This window comes from Xanthomonas albilineans, assembly GCF_002939705.1.
GTDB lineage: Bacteria > Pseudomonadota > Gammaproteobacteria > Xanthomonadales > Xanthomonadaceae > Xanthomonas_A > Xanthomonas_A albilineans.
Window position 1 is genome coordinate 73,778 of sequence record NZ_MDCB01000008.1, and the last position, 17,594, is coordinate 91,371.

General features: G+C 63.6%; 17 protein-coding genes and 4 tRNA genes. 4 read left to right on the forward strand and 17 right to left on the reverse strand.

Annotated features, from left to right (window positions below; translation table 11 throughout):
- Positions 1-28 precede the first annotated feature (28 nt).
- Genes XalbCFBP2523_RS08905 through XalbCFBP2523_RS08920 form a run of 4 tightly spaced genes read right to left on the reverse strand, consistent with a single transcriptional unit; the run spans position 29 to position 2,945 of the window.
- The gene (locus XalbCFBP2523_RS08905) at positions 29-403 is read right to left on the reverse strand and encodes a nuclear transport factor 2 family protein (protein WP_045765290.1); all 375 of its coding nucleotides are present in this window, start codon (positions 401-403) and stop codon (positions 29-31) included.
- 3 nt (positions 404-406) lie between these two features.
- Complete coding sequence (gene moaA, locus XalbCFBP2523_RS08910; RefSeq protein WP_045766621.1) at positions 407-1,441, reverse strand: GTP 3',8-cyclase MoaA; 1,035 nt, start codon at positions 1,439-1,441, stop codon at positions 407-409.
- Positions 1,438-2,196 carry an MBL fold metallo-hydrolase gene (locus XalbCFBP2523_RS08915; RefSeq protein ID WP_045765289.1) on the reverse strand — a complete coding sequence of 253 codons (759 nt, stop codon included), beginning with the start codon at positions 2,194-2,196 and terminating at the stop codon, positions 1,438-1,440. The genes moaA and XalbCFBP2523_RS08915 overlap by 4 nt, the downstream gene beginning before the upstream one ends.
- Positions 2,196-2,945 carry a 3-deoxy-D-manno-octulosonic acid kinase gene (locus XalbCFBP2523_RS08920; protein ID WP_045765288.1) on the reverse strand — a complete coding sequence of 250 codons (750 nt, stop codon included), beginning with the start codon at positions 2,943-2,945 and terminating at the stop codon, positions 2,196-2,198. The genes XalbCFBP2523_RS08915 and XalbCFBP2523_RS08920 overlap by 1 nt, the downstream gene beginning before the upstream one ends.
- Before the next feature lie 20 nt (positions 2,946-2,965).
- On the opposite strand from XalbCFBP2523_RS08920, the gene XalbCFBP2523_RS08925 reads away from it, so the two are divergent.
- Positions 2,966-4,015, forward strand: a complete 1,050-nt coding sequence (locus tag XalbCFBP2523_RS08925) for a glycosyltransferase family 9 protein (RefSeq protein WP_045765287.1) — start codon at positions 2,966-2,968, stop codon at positions 4,013-4,015.
- A gap of 17 nt (positions 4,016-4,032) precedes the next feature.
- On the opposite strand, the gene XalbCFBP2523_RS08930 is transcribed toward XalbCFBP2523_RS08925, so the two are convergent.
- Both XalbCFBP2523_RS08930 and XalbCFBP2523_RS08935 read right to left on the reverse strand, forming a co-directional pair.
- Positions 4,033-4,437: a DUF6165 family protein gene (locus XalbCFBP2523_RS08930; RefSeq protein ID WP_045765286.1), complete on the reverse strand. Its 405-nt coding sequence runs from the start codon at positions 4,435-4,437 to the stop codon at positions 4,033-4,035.
- Positions 4,438-4,555: 118 nt separating this feature from the next.
- Positions 4,556-4,646 (reverse strand) — tRNA-Ser (locus tag XalbCFBP2523_RS08935).
- Between the two features lie 211 nt (positions 4,647-4,857).
- On the opposite strand from XalbCFBP2523_RS08935, the gene XalbCFBP2523_RS08940 reads away from it, so the two are divergent.
- Positions 4,858-5,562, forward strand: coding sequence for a PP2C family protein-serine/threonine phosphatase (locus XalbCFBP2523_RS08940; protein ID WP_012915131.1), 705 nt, complete (start codon positions 4,858-4,860; stop codon positions 5,560-5,562).
- An 87-nt stretch (positions 5,563-5,649) separates the two neighbouring features.
- Here the strand turns inward: XalbCFBP2523_RS08940 and dnaQ are convergent, their stop codons facing one another.
- From dnaQ to XalbCFBP2523_RS08955, 3 genes are read right to left on the reverse strand one after another with little or no spacing between them, the layout of a single operon-like run.
- A complete protein-coding gene (gene dnaQ / locus XalbCFBP2523_RS08945) occupies positions 5,650-6,384 on the reverse strand; it encodes a DNA polymerase III subunit epsilon (RefSeq protein ID WP_045765285.1) in 735 nt (244 codons plus the stop codon).
- A 26-nt stretch (positions 6,385-6,410) separates the two neighbouring features.
- Positions 6,411-6,869 carry a ribonuclease HI gene (gene rnhA, locus XalbCFBP2523_RS08950; protein ID WP_045765284.1) on the reverse strand — a complete coding sequence of 153 codons (459 nt, stop codon included), beginning with the start codon at positions 6,867-6,869 and terminating at the stop codon, positions 6,411-6,413.
- A gap of 17 nt (positions 6,870-6,886) precedes the next feature.
- Complete coding sequence (locus tag XalbCFBP2523_RS08955) at positions 6,887-7,546, reverse strand: class I SAM-dependent methyltransferase (protein WP_012915128.1); 660 nt, start codon at positions 7,544-7,546, stop codon at positions 6,887-6,889.
- Positions 7,547-7,558: 12 nt separating this feature from the next.
- Between XalbCFBP2523_RS08955 and gloB the strand changes: the two genes are divergently transcribed.
- Both gloB and XalbCFBP2523_RS08965 read left to right on the forward strand, forming a co-directional pair.
- On the forward strand, positions 7,559-8,338 hold the full coding sequence (gene gloB / locus XalbCFBP2523_RS08960; protein ID WP_045765283.1) for a hydroxyacylglutathione hydrolase: 780 nt from the start codon (positions 7,559-7,561) through the stop codon (positions 8,336-8,338).
- Positions 8,335-9,546, forward strand: coding sequence for a lytic transglycosylase domain-containing protein (locus tag XalbCFBP2523_RS08965; protein WP_045765282.1), 1,212 nt, complete (start codon positions 8,335-8,337; stop codon positions 9,544-9,546). The genes gloB and XalbCFBP2523_RS08965 overlap by 4 nt, the downstream gene beginning before the upstream one ends.
- A 273-nt stretch (positions 9,547-9,819) precedes the next feature.
- On the opposite strand, the gene XalbCFBP2523_RS08970 is transcribed toward XalbCFBP2523_RS08965, so the two are convergent.
- The 8 genes from XalbCFBP2523_RS08970 to clpP form a co-directional block, all read right to left on the reverse strand.
- Positions 9,820-11,808 carry a peptidylprolyl isomerase gene (locus XalbCFBP2523_RS08970; RefSeq protein ID WP_045765281.1) on the reverse strand — a complete coding sequence of 663 codons (1,989 nt, stop codon included), beginning with the start codon at positions 11,806-11,808 and terminating at the stop codon, positions 9,820-9,822.
- Between the two features lie 185 nt (positions 11,809-11,993).
- Positions 11,994-12,070: transfer RNA gene (locus XalbCFBP2523_RS08975), tRNA-Asp, on the reverse strand.
- Positions 12,071-12,190: 120 nt separating this feature from the next.
- A tRNA-Asp gene (locus XalbCFBP2523_RS08980) sits at positions 12,191-12,267 on the reverse strand.
- A 27-nt stretch (positions 12,268-12,294) separates the two neighbouring features.
- Positions 12,295-12,369 (reverse strand) — tRNA-Val (locus tag XalbCFBP2523_RS08985).
- Positions 12,370-12,380: 11 nt separating this feature from the next.
- Positions 12,381-12,698, reverse strand: a complete 318-nt coding sequence (locus XalbCFBP2523_RS08990; RefSeq protein WP_170064232.1) for an HU family DNA-binding protein — start codon at positions 12,696-12,698, stop codon at positions 12,381-12,383.
- 180 nt (positions 12,699-12,878) lie between these two features.
- Complete coding sequence (gene lon / locus XalbCFBP2523_RS08995) at positions 12,879-15,353, reverse strand: endopeptidase La (RefSeq protein WP_012915124.1); 2,475 nt, start codon at positions 15,351-15,353, stop codon at positions 12,879-12,881.
- Positions 15,354-15,523: 170 nt separating this feature from the next.
- A complete protein-coding gene (clpX, locus tag XalbCFBP2523_RS09000) occupies positions 15,524-16,810 on the reverse strand; it encodes an ATP-dependent Clp protease ATP-binding subunit ClpX (protein ID WP_012915123.1) in 1,287 nt (428 codons plus the stop codon).
- Between the two features lie 129 nt (positions 16,811-16,939).
- On the reverse strand, positions 16,940-17,566 hold the full coding sequence (clpP, locus tag XalbCFBP2523_RS09005) for an ATP-dependent Clp endopeptidase proteolytic subunit ClpP (protein WP_045765280.1): 627 nt from the start codon (positions 17,564-17,566) through the stop codon (positions 16,940-16,942).
- Between the last annotated feature and the right edge of the window lie 28 nt (positions 17,567-17,594).

Sequence of the window (17,594 nt, forward strand, 5' to 3'; positions counted from 1 at the left end):
TGGCGCTGCCGCTCCCACGGCGCGATGCTCAGACAACACCGGGAATCGGCATACCTTGATGGAACAGCATGCGCCATTGGCCGTCCCGGCGCTGCCACAGCGAACTGCGCAGCGTCTGACGCGGTGGTTCGTCGCGACCGCTACGCTCGCTGCGGTCGCGCAATTGCGTAAGATCCGGCGCCAACAGCTGCGCGTCCATATCGAAAACACGATCAGCGAACCCGCTCACCTCGACAGATAGCGCATGCAACACGGCATGCTTGTCGAAGCGGCGACCGGATGTTCCAATCTCCAGGAAAGCGTCGTCGAGCAGTTCGGCGACGCGCTCGGACGAAGTGCGCAGCACCGGCTCCAGCAATGCCAGTTCCAACCCGACCAATTCGCGTGGCAGTGCGGCGTCCATCGCTCAACCACCGATCAGAAACATTTCGACATGCTTGCCGCGCGTCGCCGGCGCGTCGCCGCGCAGTTCGCTGTAACGGTCGTTGCGCTGCTCCCATAAGACGCGCACGCGTTCGGTCAGCGCCTCCTCGCCATCGGCCAGCGCCGGCATGAGATCGGCCCCTTCGGCAGCGAACAAGCACGTATAAAGACGACCATCGGCCGAAACCCGTGCACGATGGCAGTCGCCGCAAAACGGCGCGCTGACCGAGGTGACGAAACCGACCTCGCCCCCACCATCGGCGAAGGCGTAGCGCGCGGCCACTTCGCCGGGATAATGCGGCTCCAGCGCATGCAGCGGCCAGCGCGCGGCGATGCGCTCGCGCAATCGGGCAGCGGGCACCACCCTGTCACGACGCCAGGCGTTGCATGTGCCGACGTCCATGTATTCGATGAAACGCACCACATGGCCGCTGCCGCGAAAATGCGCCAACAACGGCAATACCTGGTCATCGTTGACCCCACGCTGGACCACGCAATTAAGTTTGACCGGCCCCAGCCCGGCCGCGACCGCGGCGTCGATGCCAGCCAACACCTGCGCGATCTCGCCACGGCCGCCGGACAACTGCCGGAACAGCAACGGATCGATCGCATCCAGGCTGACGGTGACGCGCTGCAAGCCGGCGTCGCGCAAGGCCTGCGCATGCGTTGCCAACAACACGCCGTTGGTGGTCATCGCCAGATCCTCCACGCCAGCAATGCGCGCGAGCCGTCGCACCAATTCAGGCAATTCGCGGCGCAGCAAGGGCTCGCCGCCGGTCAGGCGCAGCTTGCGCACGCCGTTGCGCACGAAGGCGCGCGCCAGGGTTTCGATCTGCGCGAACGATAGCCGCGCGGCCGCATCGAACCCGTAATCGTCGGGGACTTTATCGGCCGGCATGCAGTAGCCGCAGCGGAAGTTGCACGCCTCGATCACCGACAGGCGTAGATCGTGCAACGCTCGCCCGCGCCGGTCCGCTGGCGTCGCGGACGCAAGCGGCGGGCGCAGGGCGGCACTCATCCGGCTGGCACCTGCGACAAGCGCGGCGCGGGCAGCGCCACGCATTCGCCCGGCCATGCCACACGGTGACCACGCGTGCGCAAGACCTCGGCATCTTCGGTGCTGGCGTAGTGGTAGAGCATCGTCCTTCGCAGCAATTCGGCGGGATATTCCCGCTCCAGATCGTCTACGCCAGTATGCGACGGGTTGCCGTGAAGACCGCAGTCGTGGGCGATCAGTTCGCCATCGCCGGCATAACGGTTGAGCATTTCCGGAATCGGCCTGGTATCCCCGCTCCACACCAACGCGCCCGGCAGGCGCACGCCATAAGCCGTCTCCGGCCAGTGGTGGCGCACCGGGAACACCTCCAGACGTACGCCGTCGTGCCAGAACGCGTCGCCGACCGCGATCAACTGAAACGCGTCCCAGAAGTTGGCGCCGCCCTCGGCCAACACGTTCGGGTAGTCGGCCACTCGGCGGTGCAGCAGCGGCAGCACCGTCGCCGGCACGTACAGGCGCACTTTACCGCGCCGTTCGGAGAAATAGCTTTCCACGAACAGGCGCTCGAACCCGGCCACGTGATCCAGATGCACATGGGTGACGAACAACGCCTGCGGCATGGCGCCGTAGTGCGCTTGATAGGCGCTCAGGCCCTCGCCACCACAGTCGATACTCAGCCACGGCCGACCATCACGCTCGATCGTGGCCATCGGCGACCCCAGCTGCACCGCCGAGGCGTTGCCCACGCCCTGGAAACGCAGCGCCCAGGCGCTCATCAGCAACCGCGCTCCCAGGCCAGGTCGTAAGCGCGACGCAGGCGTGCGTAGTCCTTTTCGACCGCATCGATGCCACGCTCGCCGCGCAGCTTCAACAATGAGCGATGCAGGCGCTTGAGGTTGCGCTCGCGCCAGCCGGTGGCGGGAATGCGCAGCACACTGCGGTCGAAGTCGATCAACCAACCGCGACCATTGCCGTCGAACAGGATGTTGTGCGCGTTGAGATCGGCATGATCCAGGCCAGCGCGATGAAAGCGCGCAAGCAGCCGCCCGGTCTCCTCCCAGGGGGCGCCGTGGCCGGCAATCGATGCGCGATCGGCCAGGGAACGCACATCCTCCAGCCGCTCCATCAAGAGCGCGGCACGATAGCGCAGCCCCTGGCGCAGATAGCAAGCGGCCAAGGGCTTGGGCACCGGCAACTTGCGCGCGATCAACGCGCGCATCAGGCGGAACTCGGCGAAGCTGCGGGTGCGGTGAGCACCGCACCACAGGTAGCGATCGCGACTGAGTTTGGCAACCAGGCCACCACGACGGTACTGGCGCAGGACGCAGGCGCCGAACGGCGCATCGACGAACCACGCGCCACCGCGGCCGCCAGCGTCCACAGGACGCGCACGCTCGGCCCAAGACGTCGCCGAAAACAGCGCCGGCTCGGGTTGCCGCAGTCGTTCGCGGTCGAACAGAATGGCACCATCGCCGCGGCCCTCGCGGTATGGCGTCAGTGCTTCGGTAGCGTCGAATGCAACCATCCTACGAGTCTAACAACACCATGCCGGCAATGCTCCCCTCGCTGTGTCTGTTGCGACTGTCTGCGCTGGGAGACGTGACTCACGTCGTGCCACTGGTGCGCACGCTGCAGCATTCCTGGCCACAGGCACCGCCATTGCACTGGATCATCGACAGTGCCGGACTCAAACTGCTGGACGGCCTGCCCGGGGTGACCTTCCATCGCTACGACAAACGCAGCGGCCTGGCCGGCATGCGCGCACTGCGCCGCGAGCTACCGAGACAGGGTTTCGATGCGTTGTTACAGATGCAGGTGGCGCTGCGCGCCAATGTGCTATCGGCCTGCGTGCGTGCGCGTCGCCGCATTGGCTACGACCGTAGCCGTTCGAAGGACCTGCATGGCATGTTCATCAACGAGCGCATCCCCGACCGCCCCGGCATCCATGTGCTCGATGCGATCGGCAGCTTCTGCGAGCCGCTGGGGCTACGTCAGACCGAGGTGCGCTGGGATCTGCCGGTCCCCGATGCGGCGCATGCCTGGGCGCGTGCGCAATGGCCCGACGACGGCCGCCCGGCGTTGCTGATTTCGCCATGCTCCAGCCACGAACGCCGCAACTGGTATGCCGAACGTTACGCCGCGGTCGCCGACCACGCCGTCGCGCAAGGTTGGCGGGTGGTGTTATGCGGCGGGCGCAGTGCGTTGGAACGCAGCACTGCCGACGCCATCGTTGCCGCAGCGCGCGCACCGCTGCTGGATCTGGTCGGTCGCGACACGCTCAAGCAACTACCGGCCCTGCTGCAGCGCGCGGCGCTGGTGATGACCCCCGACTCCGGCCCCATGCACATCGCCAACGCCATGGGCGTCAAGGTGCTGGGCCTACATGCGGCGAGCAACCCGCGCCGCAGCGGCCCGTACTCGGATATCCGCTACTGCGTGGACAAATACGACGCGGCCGCGCGCAAGTACCTGGGCAAGCCGGCCGAAGCGCTCAAATGGGGCAGCAAGATCGAACACGATGGCGCCATGGCGCTGATCGAGGTGGATGCGGCGATCGCCGCGTTCGAGCGCTACCGTGCCGATCACGGCACCTGACCTGCATGACGCAGCACTCAAGCGGACGTGTTGCGGTAGTCCTGATAGGACTTTTCTTCTATGTAGCTGGAACCCAGCGCCAGGTTGATTTCTTTCTTGATCCGCGCGCGTTCGTCGTTTTCGTAATACACGCTGCGCGCCAGCTTGATGAACTCCTCATCGAAAGCCTGGGCTTTCTCCTTGATCCGGATCTCGTCCTCGATCACCCACAACCGTGCGTTGACCGCCTTCAATTCCGCGCGTAGGCGCGCCACATCGCCGCCGGCAGCCGGATGCGCCATCCAGGTCTTCTCCAACGCCGACAACTCCGCGCGCACATTGACCAGTTTGTCCGGGTCGGCGATACGCTCGGACTTGATCTGCAAAATGGCAATCTTGTCGAGCAATTCGCCGAAGGACACGGGAACCAGAATTTCGGACATGACAGACACCCAGAGGACAGTGGATGAAGAGTGTAGAGGGTGAGCTTCAACGCCAAGTCTGCGCAGCATCGCAAGCGCTCAACAACATAAAGGCCCCTGACGGGGCCCAATGCACAACTGGCGGGAAGGGGGGGATTCGAACCCCCGAGGCGCTATAAACGCCTGCCTGATTTCGAGTCAGGTACATTCAACCACTCTGCCACCTTCCCGTGCCGTCCCCGGCAGGCCGGGGGCAAGCATCATACGGTTCCCACCGCGTGCGAACAAGCAGCGCGCCGCCCGCGCTTGCATGCAACCGGTTCGGGCGACGCCCATGAACCCCACCTGCCCTGCACCGCCGCAGGCGATTGCCGGATCTGCGCGCGACCGCGATGATGCGTGCTGAACGACACAGGAAGCCCGGCCAGCCACAGGCGCGCAATGATCGAATTCGGACATCTCACCCACCTCGGCTTGCGCCGCGACCTCAACGAGGACACCTACTACGGCGACAACGAGCTGGGCCTGTGGCTGGTGGCCGATGGCATGGGCGGCCATGCCTGCGGCGAGGTCGCCAGTGCGCTGGCGCGCGAGGTCATCGTCCGCCAAGTGCGCGGCGGCGCCACACTGGCGCAGGCAATCCGGATCGCCGACGAAGAAATCATCCACGCCGCACAACGCCGCAACGATCCCCTGCCGATGGGCACCAGCGTGGTCGCCGCACGCGTGCAGGGGAACCGCTTCGAAGTGGCCTGGGTCGGCGACAGCCGCGCCTACCTGTGGCGCGACGGCAAACTCGCCCAGCTCAGTCAGGACCACAGCCTCGTGCAGGCGCTGATCGCACAGGGCGCGCTGACTGCGGAACAGGCACGCGCGCATCCGCACCGCAATGTGGTCACCCAGGCGCTCGGCATTACCGACCCACAGCATCTCAACGTGGCCGTGATGACTGGCGACCTGCGTCCGGGTGTGTGCCTGCTCCTGTGCAGCGACGGGCTGACCGAGCATGTGGGCGAAGTCGGTATTGCCACCGCGCTGGGCCACGACGACTGCAGCGCGCAGGAATGCGTGGACATGCTGGCAGCGGCGGCGCTGGACGACGGCGGCTCGGACAACATCACGGTCGTCTTGGTGCGTTGCCACTGAACGGCGCAGGCCGCGAAGCGCGCCCCACGCCACTACTACTGCACACACGCCGCGCCCGTCACGCGACGGGCGGACTGCATGCGCCCCTCAGCCTGCCACCTGCGACGGCAACGGCTCAATCGCATCCCACAGCGCCCGGCCAGCCTTTTTACGCAACGTATCAAGCCGTGCCTGATGCGCCTCCAATTCGGAAGCGGTCGGCAGCACCTGCGGACGCGGCAACAGCGTCGCCATGTCGAAAGCCACACCATGGGCATCGGTCTTGCCAGTCGTCTCCTCGACCAAGGCGAAACCGATTTCCTCCTGGCCGGAGGTCAACGCGATGTACACCTCGCACAGGATCTGCGCATCGAGCAACGCGCCGTGCAGTTGCCGGTGCGCGTTGTCCACACCCAGCCGTTTGCACAACGCATCCAGCGAATTGCGCTGCCCTGGAAAGCGCTCGCGGGCCAACAACAAGGTATCGACCACACTGGCACGGTCGAGAATGCGCCCGTAGGACTCGCCCAGCCGCGACAGTTCGTAGTCGAGGAAACCCAGGTCGAACGAAGCGTTGTGAATAACCAACTCGGCGCCGTCGATGAATTCGAGGAACTCGTCGACCACTTCATGGAATTCCGGTTTGTCGGCGAGAAACTCCAAGGTCAGGCCGGTGACCTCCTGCGCGCCCGGTTCGAAATCGCAATCCGGGCGCAGATAGCGGTGGAAATGGCGCCCGCTGGGACGGCGTTCGAGCAGTTCCACCGCACCGATTTCGACGACGCGGTTGTCCTTCTTCCATTCCAGGCCGGTGGTTTCGGTATCGAGGATGATCTGGCGCATAGGGCTCGTTGCAGGAAAAAGAGGGTTCAGGAGGCGGCAGCGCCGCCACCGGCGCGCACCCGCACCGCCTGGTCGCGCGCGAGTTGATCGACCCGCTCGTTGTCCGGGTCGCCGTTATGGCCCTTGACCCAACGCCAGTCGATCGCGTGCCGTTGCGCGGCGGCGTGCAGCCGCTCCCACAGATCGCGATTCTTGACCGGATCGCCGCCAGCGGTCTTCCACTGCCGCCGCACCCAGCCCGGCATCCACTCGGTGATGCCTTGGCGCACGTACTGCGAGTCGGTATGCAACACGATCTGGCAGGGGGCGTTGAGCGTCTCCAGCGCCATGATCGCCGCCATCAGCTCCATGCGGTTGTTGGTGGTGTGCGCCTCGGCGCCCGCCACCTCGCGTTCCTGGTCCTTGTAGCGCAGCAGCGCGGCCCAGCCACCGGGGCCAGGATTGCCGAGACAGGCGCCGTCGGTATGGATGTCAACAGTCTTCATGAGGATCCAGAGGGAATTCAGATGGAAGCGATCGAGCCGCGCCAGCGCAGCGGCGCACGCAAGGCAATGGGGCCGATGCCGGCGGCGGTGCGCTTTTCCACCTGCAACAGGCAGACCGCGCGCAACGGTGCGGTGGATGCGATCGCGCCGGTCCCAGCACGGGTCGGCCACACCGGTCCGAGATAACGCAGTTGCTCCACGCATGGCAACCCGGCCTGCTCGAGCAAGCCGCGCCAACTGCCCGGCGGTCGCGCCACCAGCCCCTGACGTCGCCAGCGCAGCCGGTACGGACTCATCGCATTGAGCGCGAACAGCCACAGCCGACCACCGGGCATCAACACCCGTTCGCACTCTTCCAGCAACGCTAGCGCATCGGCCGCCAGCACGTGCTGCAACACGATCGCATTGACGCTCTCCGAAGGCAGCGGCAACGGCAGTCTGCAGATCAGGTCCCCCGCATAACCGCTTGCGCTGCGATGCAGGCGCAAGCCGCGCCCTGGCACCTCGCGCGACAGCGGCATCGACGGCACCGGGGCCAACCACAGCCAGGGCTGTGCGGGACGTTTGAGCAATGCCTCCTGGATCAGCGGTTGTTCAGCCTGAAGCAACGCTTGCGCCCCGGTCGTATCAAACCAGGATGAGACATTGGCTTGACGAGGGCGCAGAACGGCAGGCATGGTGCCGATTCTATGCGACTGATCGCCCTGCCGGCATTCCAAGACAATTACATTTGGTCAATCGCCGCAGACGATGGGCGGGCCCTGCTGGTCGATCCCGGCCAGGCCGAACCAGTGCTGGAGGCCGCAGCGCAAGGGCTGCAGCCGGCGGCGATCCTGCTCACACATCACCACGACGATCACATTGGCGGCATCCCAGCCTTGCGTGCGCGCTGGCCGGAACTACCGGTATACGCGCCAGAGGATCCGCGAATCGATTGCGCCAGCCACCGGGTCGGCCACGGCGACAGCATCCAGGCGTTACATTGGCAGTTCGATACCCTCGCCGTCCCGGGCCACACCCGCTCGCATTTAGCCTATGTCGGCCATGGCTACCTGTTCAGTGGCGATACCCTGTTCAGCCTGGGCTGTGGACGCATGTTCGAAGGTACGCCGTCCCAGATGTTGGCTTCGCTGCAACGGCTATCCGCCCTACCGGGCGAGACGCTGGTGTGCTGCGGGCATGAATACACCCTGGCCAATGCGGCATTCGCCGTCATGGTCGATCCCACCAACGTTGCCCTGCGGCAGCGCCATCAGGAAGTCCAGGCCATGCGCCATGCCGCACACCCCACCGTTCCCGTCACGCTCGCCAGCGAAGTGGCGACCAATCCGTTCCTGCGCACGGCCTCGCCGGCGATTCGGCGGGCCGTCGGCGCCCGTCTCGGTCGCGCGGCGGACGACGCAACTGCGGACGAGGACGTGGACGTCTTCGCTGAATTGAGGCGCTGGAAAGACGATTTCCGCGCATGAAAGCGCTGGCGTTGACTGCCGCGCTGACGCTGGCGTCGGCACTGCCTTGCACGACGATTGCCACGCCGTTGGGTACCACGCTGGAACAGACCATGGCCGGTGTGAACGCGCTACCGGCGGATCCGGCGACGCTACCGCCAGCGACGACGCGCAATGGCCGCGACATCCTGGCCCGCTTCCGCGACGGCCTGGCCGACGCGCACTGCGATGCCAGCACCAGCGATCCGCGCTGGCATCAGCAGTTTTCGCACGCACCGGCTCGCTTGGCCAACGCGGACGAAGACGTGCTACCGCTGTTCGGTTACGTGATCGACGAACTGCGCGCGGCGAACTTGCCGACCGAGTTCGCACTGATCCCGTTCGTCGAGAGCGGCTATCGCCCGGCCGCCCGCAGCCGCCGCAATGGTCCGGCCGGCTTGTGGCAGTTCATCCCCGCTACCGCACGTCGCCACGATGTCCCGGTGGAAAGCAGCTATGACGGCCGCTTGTCGGCGGTGGACTCCACACGCGCCGCATTGCGCTATCTGCAGACGCTGCACGAGATGTTCGGCGGCGATTGGCGGCTGACACTGATGGCGTATAACGGCGGCGAATCTCGCGTGCTCCAGTCTATGCGCCACGCTGGCATGGATGCCCAGGGCGCACGCCCGGATAAACTGCCGGGCCTAGCTTCGGTCACCCACGCCTACGTCGAGAAGCTGCATGCGCTGGCCTGCGTGCTGGAGCAGGCCCAGACCCACACCGAATGGATGGCATCGCTGGACCGGGACGTGCCCATCCTGCAAGCGCAGATCCTGCCCGCCGGCATGGCCCTGGACGACTGGGCTCGGCAACAGACACTGCCGAGCAACCAGCTCGCACGGCTGAATCCCGCCCTCGACAACAGACGCAACCACAAGCGCGGGCTGTCCGTGTTGGTGCCGCTCGGGATGAGCAGCGGCTCCGCGCTTGCCCAAGGCCACACGCCAACGCCGCAGGACACGTCAACAGCGATCAGCGTCAGCAGCAATGACAGCGCCTCGGCGATGCCTGCTACCGGTCAGCGCACATCCAGGCCACGCCGGCACACGCATACGGTCCGCGATGGCGACACCGCCTGGACAATCGCCAAGCGCTATGGCATCACCGTGCAGGCATTACTGACACAAAACGGATTGTCGGCAGGCAGCCTGCTGCATCCCGGCATGGTCTTGAACTACGCAGACTGAGACTGCACGGATCGCGCCTTAGCGGGAGAGAGTGCGCGCTACAGCATCCAACGCAAAGGCCAGCAATCGCGCGGCAGGCATCGAATACTCAAGCACCCGTACCGCACGCGGATTGGGCAAGCCGACGACGCGACATCCCGCACGTCGCAAACAGACGCGTTGCACACGCCACACACATTGAGACGGTCCCACCCGTCCAAAACGCGACAGGCCCGGCAATGCCAGCCGGGCCTGTCTTGTCTATACATGCCATCGAGGGACGACACGCGCTTACTACAACTGCGCTTCCTGCACGCTCACTTTGTAACGCTTACGCATGGCATCGACGTAGGCCTTGGCATCGGCCGCGCCTTCGATCTGCGCCAACTGCTGCTTGAACGTGGTCTGTTGCTCGGCCGGCACCTTGCTCAAATCGCCAGGCATCACCTTGGTGACCGCGAACAGGGCATAGCGCTTGCCGCCGGCACCCGGCGCTGCGGGCGGCAATGCGACCTTCCCAAACGACGGCTTGCCAGCCACCGGCCGCGGTGCGCTGAAGATCGTGCGATTGGCTTCGGGACTAGGCATCGGGCTGCGCGACAGAGCGGGCATCGGGTTGACCTGCAACTTCTCCGAGCCAGCCAGCGCCTGCAAGGTCTCGCCCTTGCGCAGCCGCACCAGCAAGGCGTCGGCCTTGGCTGCCGCCGCTTTGGCGGTACGGTCGGCATGCACTGCGGCAATCACCTGCTCGTGCACCTTGGCCAACGGCAGGATCTGCTCCGGCTGGTGCTGGGTGACGCGGATCATCACGCTATGGTTCGGCCCCAGATTGATCGGGTCGCTGACCGTACCGTCCTGCACCAGCGCGTCGGAGAATGCCGCCCGCAACACTGCCGGCTGCGCCGCAATCCCACTGGCGCTGGCACGCGTGAACGGACCTAGGGTCTGCACCGGCAAACCAACGTCCTTCGCCGCCGACGCCAGCTCGGTCGGGTTCTTATAGACCTCGTCCACCAGCTTGCCGCTCAATGCGCTTAAAGCCTTTTCGTTGTCGGCCTGCAATTGTTCGCTGGCGAGCTGGTCGCGCACCTGCTCGAACGACTTACCCTTGCCGCCCTTGACCTCGCGTAATTGGATCACGTGGTAGCCGAACTCGCTCTTCACCGGGCCGACGATCTCGCCGGGCTTCATCGCGAACAACGCATCCTCGAACGGCTTCACCATCACGCCCTTCTCCACCCAACCCAGATCGCCGCCAGCGTTCTTGGAACCGGGATCGTCGGAGTTGGCACGGGCCAATGCGGCGAAATCGGCGCCGGGCCGCTTGGCCTCGGCGGCCAGCTTGACCGCCTTGGCCTCGGCCGCCTTCTGCGAAGCCGCGTCCTTGCCAGCGCTGATCAAGATGTGCGAAGCCAGGCGCTGATCGGGTTCGACGAAACGTGCCTTTTCTTCCTCGTAACGCTTGCGCAAGGTGGCCTCATCGGCCGGCTTGGACGCCGGCAGCTTGGCTGCGTTCAATTCGACGTACTCGATCGACACGGTTTCCGGCTGCTTGAAGTCGGAGGTATGCGTGTCGTACCACTGCTGCACCTGCGCATCGCTGACCGGCGCGGTGTCGGCCGGCATCTCCGGCAGCATTGCCAACTCCACGTCGCGGGTCTCGCCCAGCATTTTCATCAGGCGCTCGGTTTCCTGTTTGCTACCGAACGCCGACTCCATCAGGCCAGTGGGAATCACCGACTGCTGCAGCGCATCGCGCACCAGTTGCTGGAACATGGCCGGCGTGCGCGGCGGCGTGCCCGACGCCAGCGCCAAACGATAACGCTCCGGATCGAACTTGCCGTTGTTCTGGAAGGCCGGAATGCTGGCGATGTAATCGCGCACGCTAGCGTCGCCGATGACCACGCCAGCCTGCTCGGCCGCCAACTTGACCACCTGCTCGTCGATCAGTTGGTCCAGCACTTTGCGCTTGTTGTCGATGCTCTCGAACTCGCGTGGGTCGAACGCCTCGCCCTGCTGCTGGCGTGCCTGCTGACGCGCCTGCTCGAAGCCCATCCGGAACTGTTCCGTGCTGATCTCGTGATGCTGCCACAGCAAAGAGACGGGCCACCACGACGGCGCCGACAACCACCACGACGGCGGCGCCTGCACCTTAGCCACGTTATTGGCACCGACGCCACCGAGGTAGCCGGTATCGATGACGAACAGAAACGGAATCATCAATAGGCCGATGATCGCAGTGGCGATCCAGCCCGAGGTCTTTTCGCGGAGTGTCTGCAGCATTGGGAACCAAAGGCCTATGAGCGAGCCGCCCAGTTTAACCCGCTTCACGCCCCACGGCGGAAGGGTGTGCAGGACGAACCACGTCACGGGGGCAAGCACCGAGAGAACGCGGCCCCGCACCGAAAGAACACGGGAAAGACATCAATAAAGAACCCCCCGATCACTCGGAGGGTTTGCGTACAACATGGCGGAGTGGACGGGACTCGAACCCGCGACCTCCGGCGTGACAGGCCAGCATTCTAACCGACTGAACTACCACTCCGCATTCGAACGGAGACAGGCACGATAGCCTGAATTCCCGGAGCGGCCCGGCCAGACTGAAACGGGGCGCGGTTTCTGCGAGAAAAGAAGCCCCCTGATTTCTCAGAGGCTTCGGCACAACTGGCGGAGTGGACGGGACTCGAACCCGCGACCTCCGGCGTGACAGGCCAGCATTCTAACCGACTGAACTACCACTCCGCGATTGAAACGTGCTGTGTGGTGCTTTGGTGGGTGCTGAGGGTTTCGAACCCCCGACCCTCTCCGTGTAAAGGAGACGCTCTACCGCTGAGCTAAGCACCCCAGCGAGTCGGTTAGTTTACGGCATCTTTCAGCGCTTTGCCAGCCTTGAAGGTCGGGTTCTTCGACGCAGCGATCTTGATGGAGTCGCCGGTCTTCGGGTTGCGTCCGGTGCGCTCGGCCCGATCACGCACCTGGAAGGTGCCGAAGCCCACGAGGGTCACGCTGTCACCCTTCTTCAACGCCTTGGTGACTTCGGACACGAAGGCATCGACGGCACGACCAGCTTCGGCCTTGGAAATATCGGCAGCAGCGGCGATAGCGTCGTTCAGTTCGGCTTTATTCATTTCTTGATGACTCCATGTGCGGTAGAAAACCGCGGAATTAAGGATCGGGTATTGGCTTGGCCTGCCTCGTCTAAACGAGGCCCCGATTGATTTGCACTACCAAGCATGTCCGTTTAAGGTGCTTGCAAGCCTTGCATTTATACCAGTGGGCTCATACCCGCGCAAGCCGAAAAGCCAGCAACGGCGAGGGTTTGAGCTAGTTACGTGAACCCGGTTCAGCGCGTATCAGTGCTTAACACGCGCATTCGACGACGCCTTTTGCTTGCGCCGCACCGCTGTCGCCCGCTCGCCGTCGGTGGTGGTGGCCTTGGGCGTCAACGGCCGCTCCAGCGCCAGATCGAGCACTTCGTCGATCCACTTCACCGACACGATCTTCAGATCGCGGGTCACGTTTTCAGGAATGTCGGCCAGATCTTTGCGGTTTTCCTCGGGGATCAGCACGGTACGGATGCCGCCGCGCAACGCCGCCAGCAACTTCTCTTTGAGCCCACCGATCGCCGAAACGCGACCACGCAACGTAATTTCGCCGGTCATCGCCACATCCGCCTTCACTGGCACTTTGGTCAACATCGACACGAGTGAGGTCACCATCGCGATGCCCGCGCTGGGACCATCCTTGGGCGTGGCACCATCGGGTACATGCAGGTGAACATCCTGCTTCTGCAGGAAATCAGCTTCGATGCCGAGCCGCTCGGCGCGCGAACGCACCACCGACAAGGCCGCCGATGCTGATTCCTTCATCACATCGCCGAGTTGGCCGGTCAGGATCACCGCTCCCTTTCCCGGTACCAGGGTCGATTCGATCTGCAGCAAATCGCCACCGACCTCGGTCCAGGCCAGCCCCGTGACCAGACCGATCTCATTCTGCTCCTCGGCACGACCGAAGTCGAAGCGACGCACGCCCAAGTATTTTTCCAGATTTTTGGAGCCGACGCTGACCCGCGCCTTGTCCTTGCGTGCACCGCTCTTCTTCGCTGCCGTTTTCTTTGCCACGGCCGCCGACACTGGACCAGCCAGCGCGATCTCCTTGACCACCTTGCGACAGATCTTGGCGACCTCACGTTCGAGGTTGCGTACACCGGACTCGCGCGTGTAGTAACGCACGATATCGCGGATCGCGTCGGCACCGATTTCCAATTCGTCCTGCTTCAGCCCGTTGGCCTTGAGCTGTTTGGGCGTCAGGTAACGCGTGGCGATATTGAGCTTCTCGTCCTCGGTATAGCCGGGGATGCGGATCACCTCCATGCGATCCAGCAGCGGGCCAGGGATGTTGAGCGAATTGGAGGTCGCCACGAACATCACTTCGGACAGATCCAGATCCACTTCCAGATAGTGGTCGTTGAAGGCGTTGTTCTGCTCCGGATCGAGCACTTCCAGCAGCGCCGAGGACGGATCGCCACGGAAATCCATCGACATCTTGTCGATTTCATCGAGCACGAACAAAGGATTCCTGCTACCGACCTTGTTGAGGTTCTGCACGATGCGCCCAGGCATTGAACCGACGTAGGTACGGCGATGTCCACGGATCTCCGCCTCATCGCGCACGCCCCCCAGCGACATCCGCACGAACTTGCGATTGGTGGCCTTGGCAATGGACTGACCGAGCGAGGTCTTGCCAACACCCGGCGGCCCGACAAGGCACAGGATCGGCCCCTTCATCTGCTTCACCCGCGACTGCACGGCGAGGTACTCGAGGATGCGCTCCTTGACCTTTTCCAATCCGTAGTGATCGGCATCCAGGGTTTCCTGTGCCACCTTCAGGTCTTTGCGCACCTTGCTGCGCTTTTTCCACGGCACGCCCAGCAGCCAATCGAGATAGTTACGCACTACCGCGGCTTCGGCGGACATCGGCGACATTTGCCTGAGCTTGTTGAGTTCAGCCTTGGCCTTGGTCTCCACCGGCTTGGGCATGCCCGCCTCGGCGATCTTACGCGCCAGTTCTTCCAGTTCACCCGGCGCATCGTCGAGGTCGCCCAGTTCCTTCTGGATCGCCTTCATCTGTTCGTTGAGGTAGTACTCGCGCTGACTTTTCTCCATCTGCGACTTGACCCGACCGCGGATGCGCTTCTCCAACTGCTGCACGTCGATCTCGCCATCGACCAGACCGACCAGCATCTCCAGCCGCTCGCCCACTTGTAGCGTTTCCAACAGGCGCTGCTTGTCGGCCAGACGCACACCGATGTGCGCGGCGATGGTATCGGCCAGACGTCCGGGCTCATCAATACCCGATAACGTCTGCAACAACTCCGGCGGCAATTTGCGGTTGGTCTTGACGTATTGCTCGAACAGCGACATCAAGGAACGGGCGATGGCCTCCACCTCACGCTCCTCGCGCGACTCAGCGGCATCGATCTCGCGGCCTTCGCCCTGGAGCGCACCGTCGCGCTCGACCACTTTGTTCACACTGACCCGCGAAAGACCTTCGACCAGCACCTTGATGGTGCCATCGGGCAGCTTCAGCAGTTGCAGCACCTGCGCCAACGTACCGACGTTGTACAGATCGACCGCCACCGGATCGTCGGTCTCGGCGGATTTCTGCGCGACCAACAAAATGCGCTTGTCTGCCTCCATCGCATGTTCGAGCGCACGCATCGATTTGTCGCGGCCGACGAAAAGCGGGATCACCATATGCGGAAAGACCACCACGTCGCGCAACGGCAGGACCGGCAGGTCGAGGACTTCGGATGAGGACTGGGCCATGAGGATTCCGATATGGGAGGCGTTAACACGTGACGGCGACCATAAAAACGCCGATGGCCCCGTTATGGGGCCATCGCCAGGATGATGCAAGGGCGCCGATAGATTTCCTTCCGTTTCAGCGATTTACCGCACATTCCGGACCATCTGCTGTGCCGTAGGTGCCGTCCGGCTCACTCCGCAGATGCCAGTTTGGCCGGCGCCGGAGGAGTCTGATAGATCAGGTAGGGTTCGGACTTGTGCTCAATCACCGACTCGTCCACGACCACCTTGCTGACGTTCTCCTGCGACGGGAGTTCGTACATGGTGTCCAGTAGCACAGACTCGACGATGGTGCGCAAGCCACGCGCGCCCGTTTTGCGCTTAAGCGCCTTCTTGGCGATGGCCAGCAGCGCGTCCTGACGGAATTCCAGTTCCACACCTTCCATCTCGAACAGCTTCTTGAACTGCTTGGTGATCGCGTTCTTCGGCTCTGTCAGAATTTTGATCAACGCCGGCTCGTCCAGTTCCTCAAGCGTGGCGACCACCGGCAGACGACCGACGAACTCGGGAATCAAACCAAACTTGATCAGGTCTTCCGGCTCGACTTCGGCCAGGATCTTGCCAACTTCGCGCTTGCGCTCGACGCTCTTGACCTTCGCGCCGAAGCCGATGCCGCCGGCATCGTTGGAGCGCTGCTGGATCACCTTGTCCAAGCCGGCAAAGGCGCCGCCGCAAATGAACAGGATGTTCTTGGTGTCCACCTGCAGGAATTCCTGTTGTGGATGCTTGCGCCCGCCCTGCGGCGGTACCGAGGCGACCGTGCCTTCGATCAGCTTCAGCAGCGCCTGCTGCACGCCTTCGCCGGACACATCGCGAGTGATCGACGGGTTCTCGCTCTTGCGCGAGATCTTGTCGATTTCGTCGATATAGACGATGCCATGCTGCGCCTTGTCGACGTCGTAATCGCACTTCTGCAGCAGCTTCTGGATGATGTTCTCCACGTCCTCGCCCACGTAGCCGGCTTCGGTCAACGTGGTCGCATCGGCGATGGTGAACGGGACATTGAGCAAGCGCGCCAACGTCTCGGCCAGCAGCGTCTTGCCAGAACCAGTCGGGCCGACCAGCAGGATGTTGGACTTGGCGAGTTCGACCTCGTCGTTCTTCTGCCGACTCTCGATACGCTTGTAATGGTTGTACACCGCCACGGCCAGCGTGCGCTTGGCGCGCTGCTGGCCGATCACATACTGGTCGAGCACTTCCAGAATTTCGCGCGGCTTGGGCAGGCTGCTGCGTGCGGACTGCGCCTTTTCCTCGAGCTCCTCGCGAATGATGTCGTTGCACAACTCGACGCATTCGTCGCAGATGAACACACTGGGCCCCGCAATCAGCTTACGGACCTCGTGTTGACTCTTCCCGCAGAACGAGCAGTAAAGAATCTTGTTGCTGTCGCCGGAACGGCCTTGCCGATCTTCGCTCATTAGCTTCGCTTACCCAGTTACCCCACCCGATGCACGGGGGTTCGATTTCGAGAATAACACAGGGCCGGATGGACGCTAGCCCGACCCCGACCCTGCGGAATACGCCACGTTTTGCAGGACATGCAAGCCTTATGCCGGCTGGATCGACTCATCAGGACGACGCTCCAGCACCTGGTCGACAAGCCCGTAGGCCTGCGCATCGACGGCACTTTTGAAGTTGTCGCGCTCGGTGTCGCGGGCAATCGTTTCCAGCGACTGGCCGGTGTGCTTGGCCAGAACTTCGTTCAGTCGCGCACGTAGCGTCAAAATCTCACGGGCGTGGATGTCGATATCGGTGGCCTGCCCCTGGAAGCCTCCCAGCGGCTGGTGGATCATCACTCGCGAATTCGGCAGTGCGTAGCGCTTGCCGGCTGCGCCCGAGGCCAGCAACAGCGCCCCCATCGACGCCGCCTGACCGACACAGATGGTGCTCACGTCCGGCTTGATGTACTGCATCGTGTCGTAGATCGCCATGCCCGCAGTGACCACGCCGCCAGGGGAATTGATGTAGAGGCTGATGTCCTTTTCAGGATTGTCCGCTTCAAGAAACAGCAACTGCGCCACGACCACATTGGCCATGTGGTCGTCGATCGGGCCGACCAGGAAAATGAGGCGCTCCTTCAATAAACGCGAGTAAATATCGTAAGCGCGCTCGCCGCGACTGGTCTGCTCGACCACCATCGGAACCAGATTCAAGGCCTTGGTGACATTGTCCACGCGGTGATCTCCTGCTGCTGTATGTCGT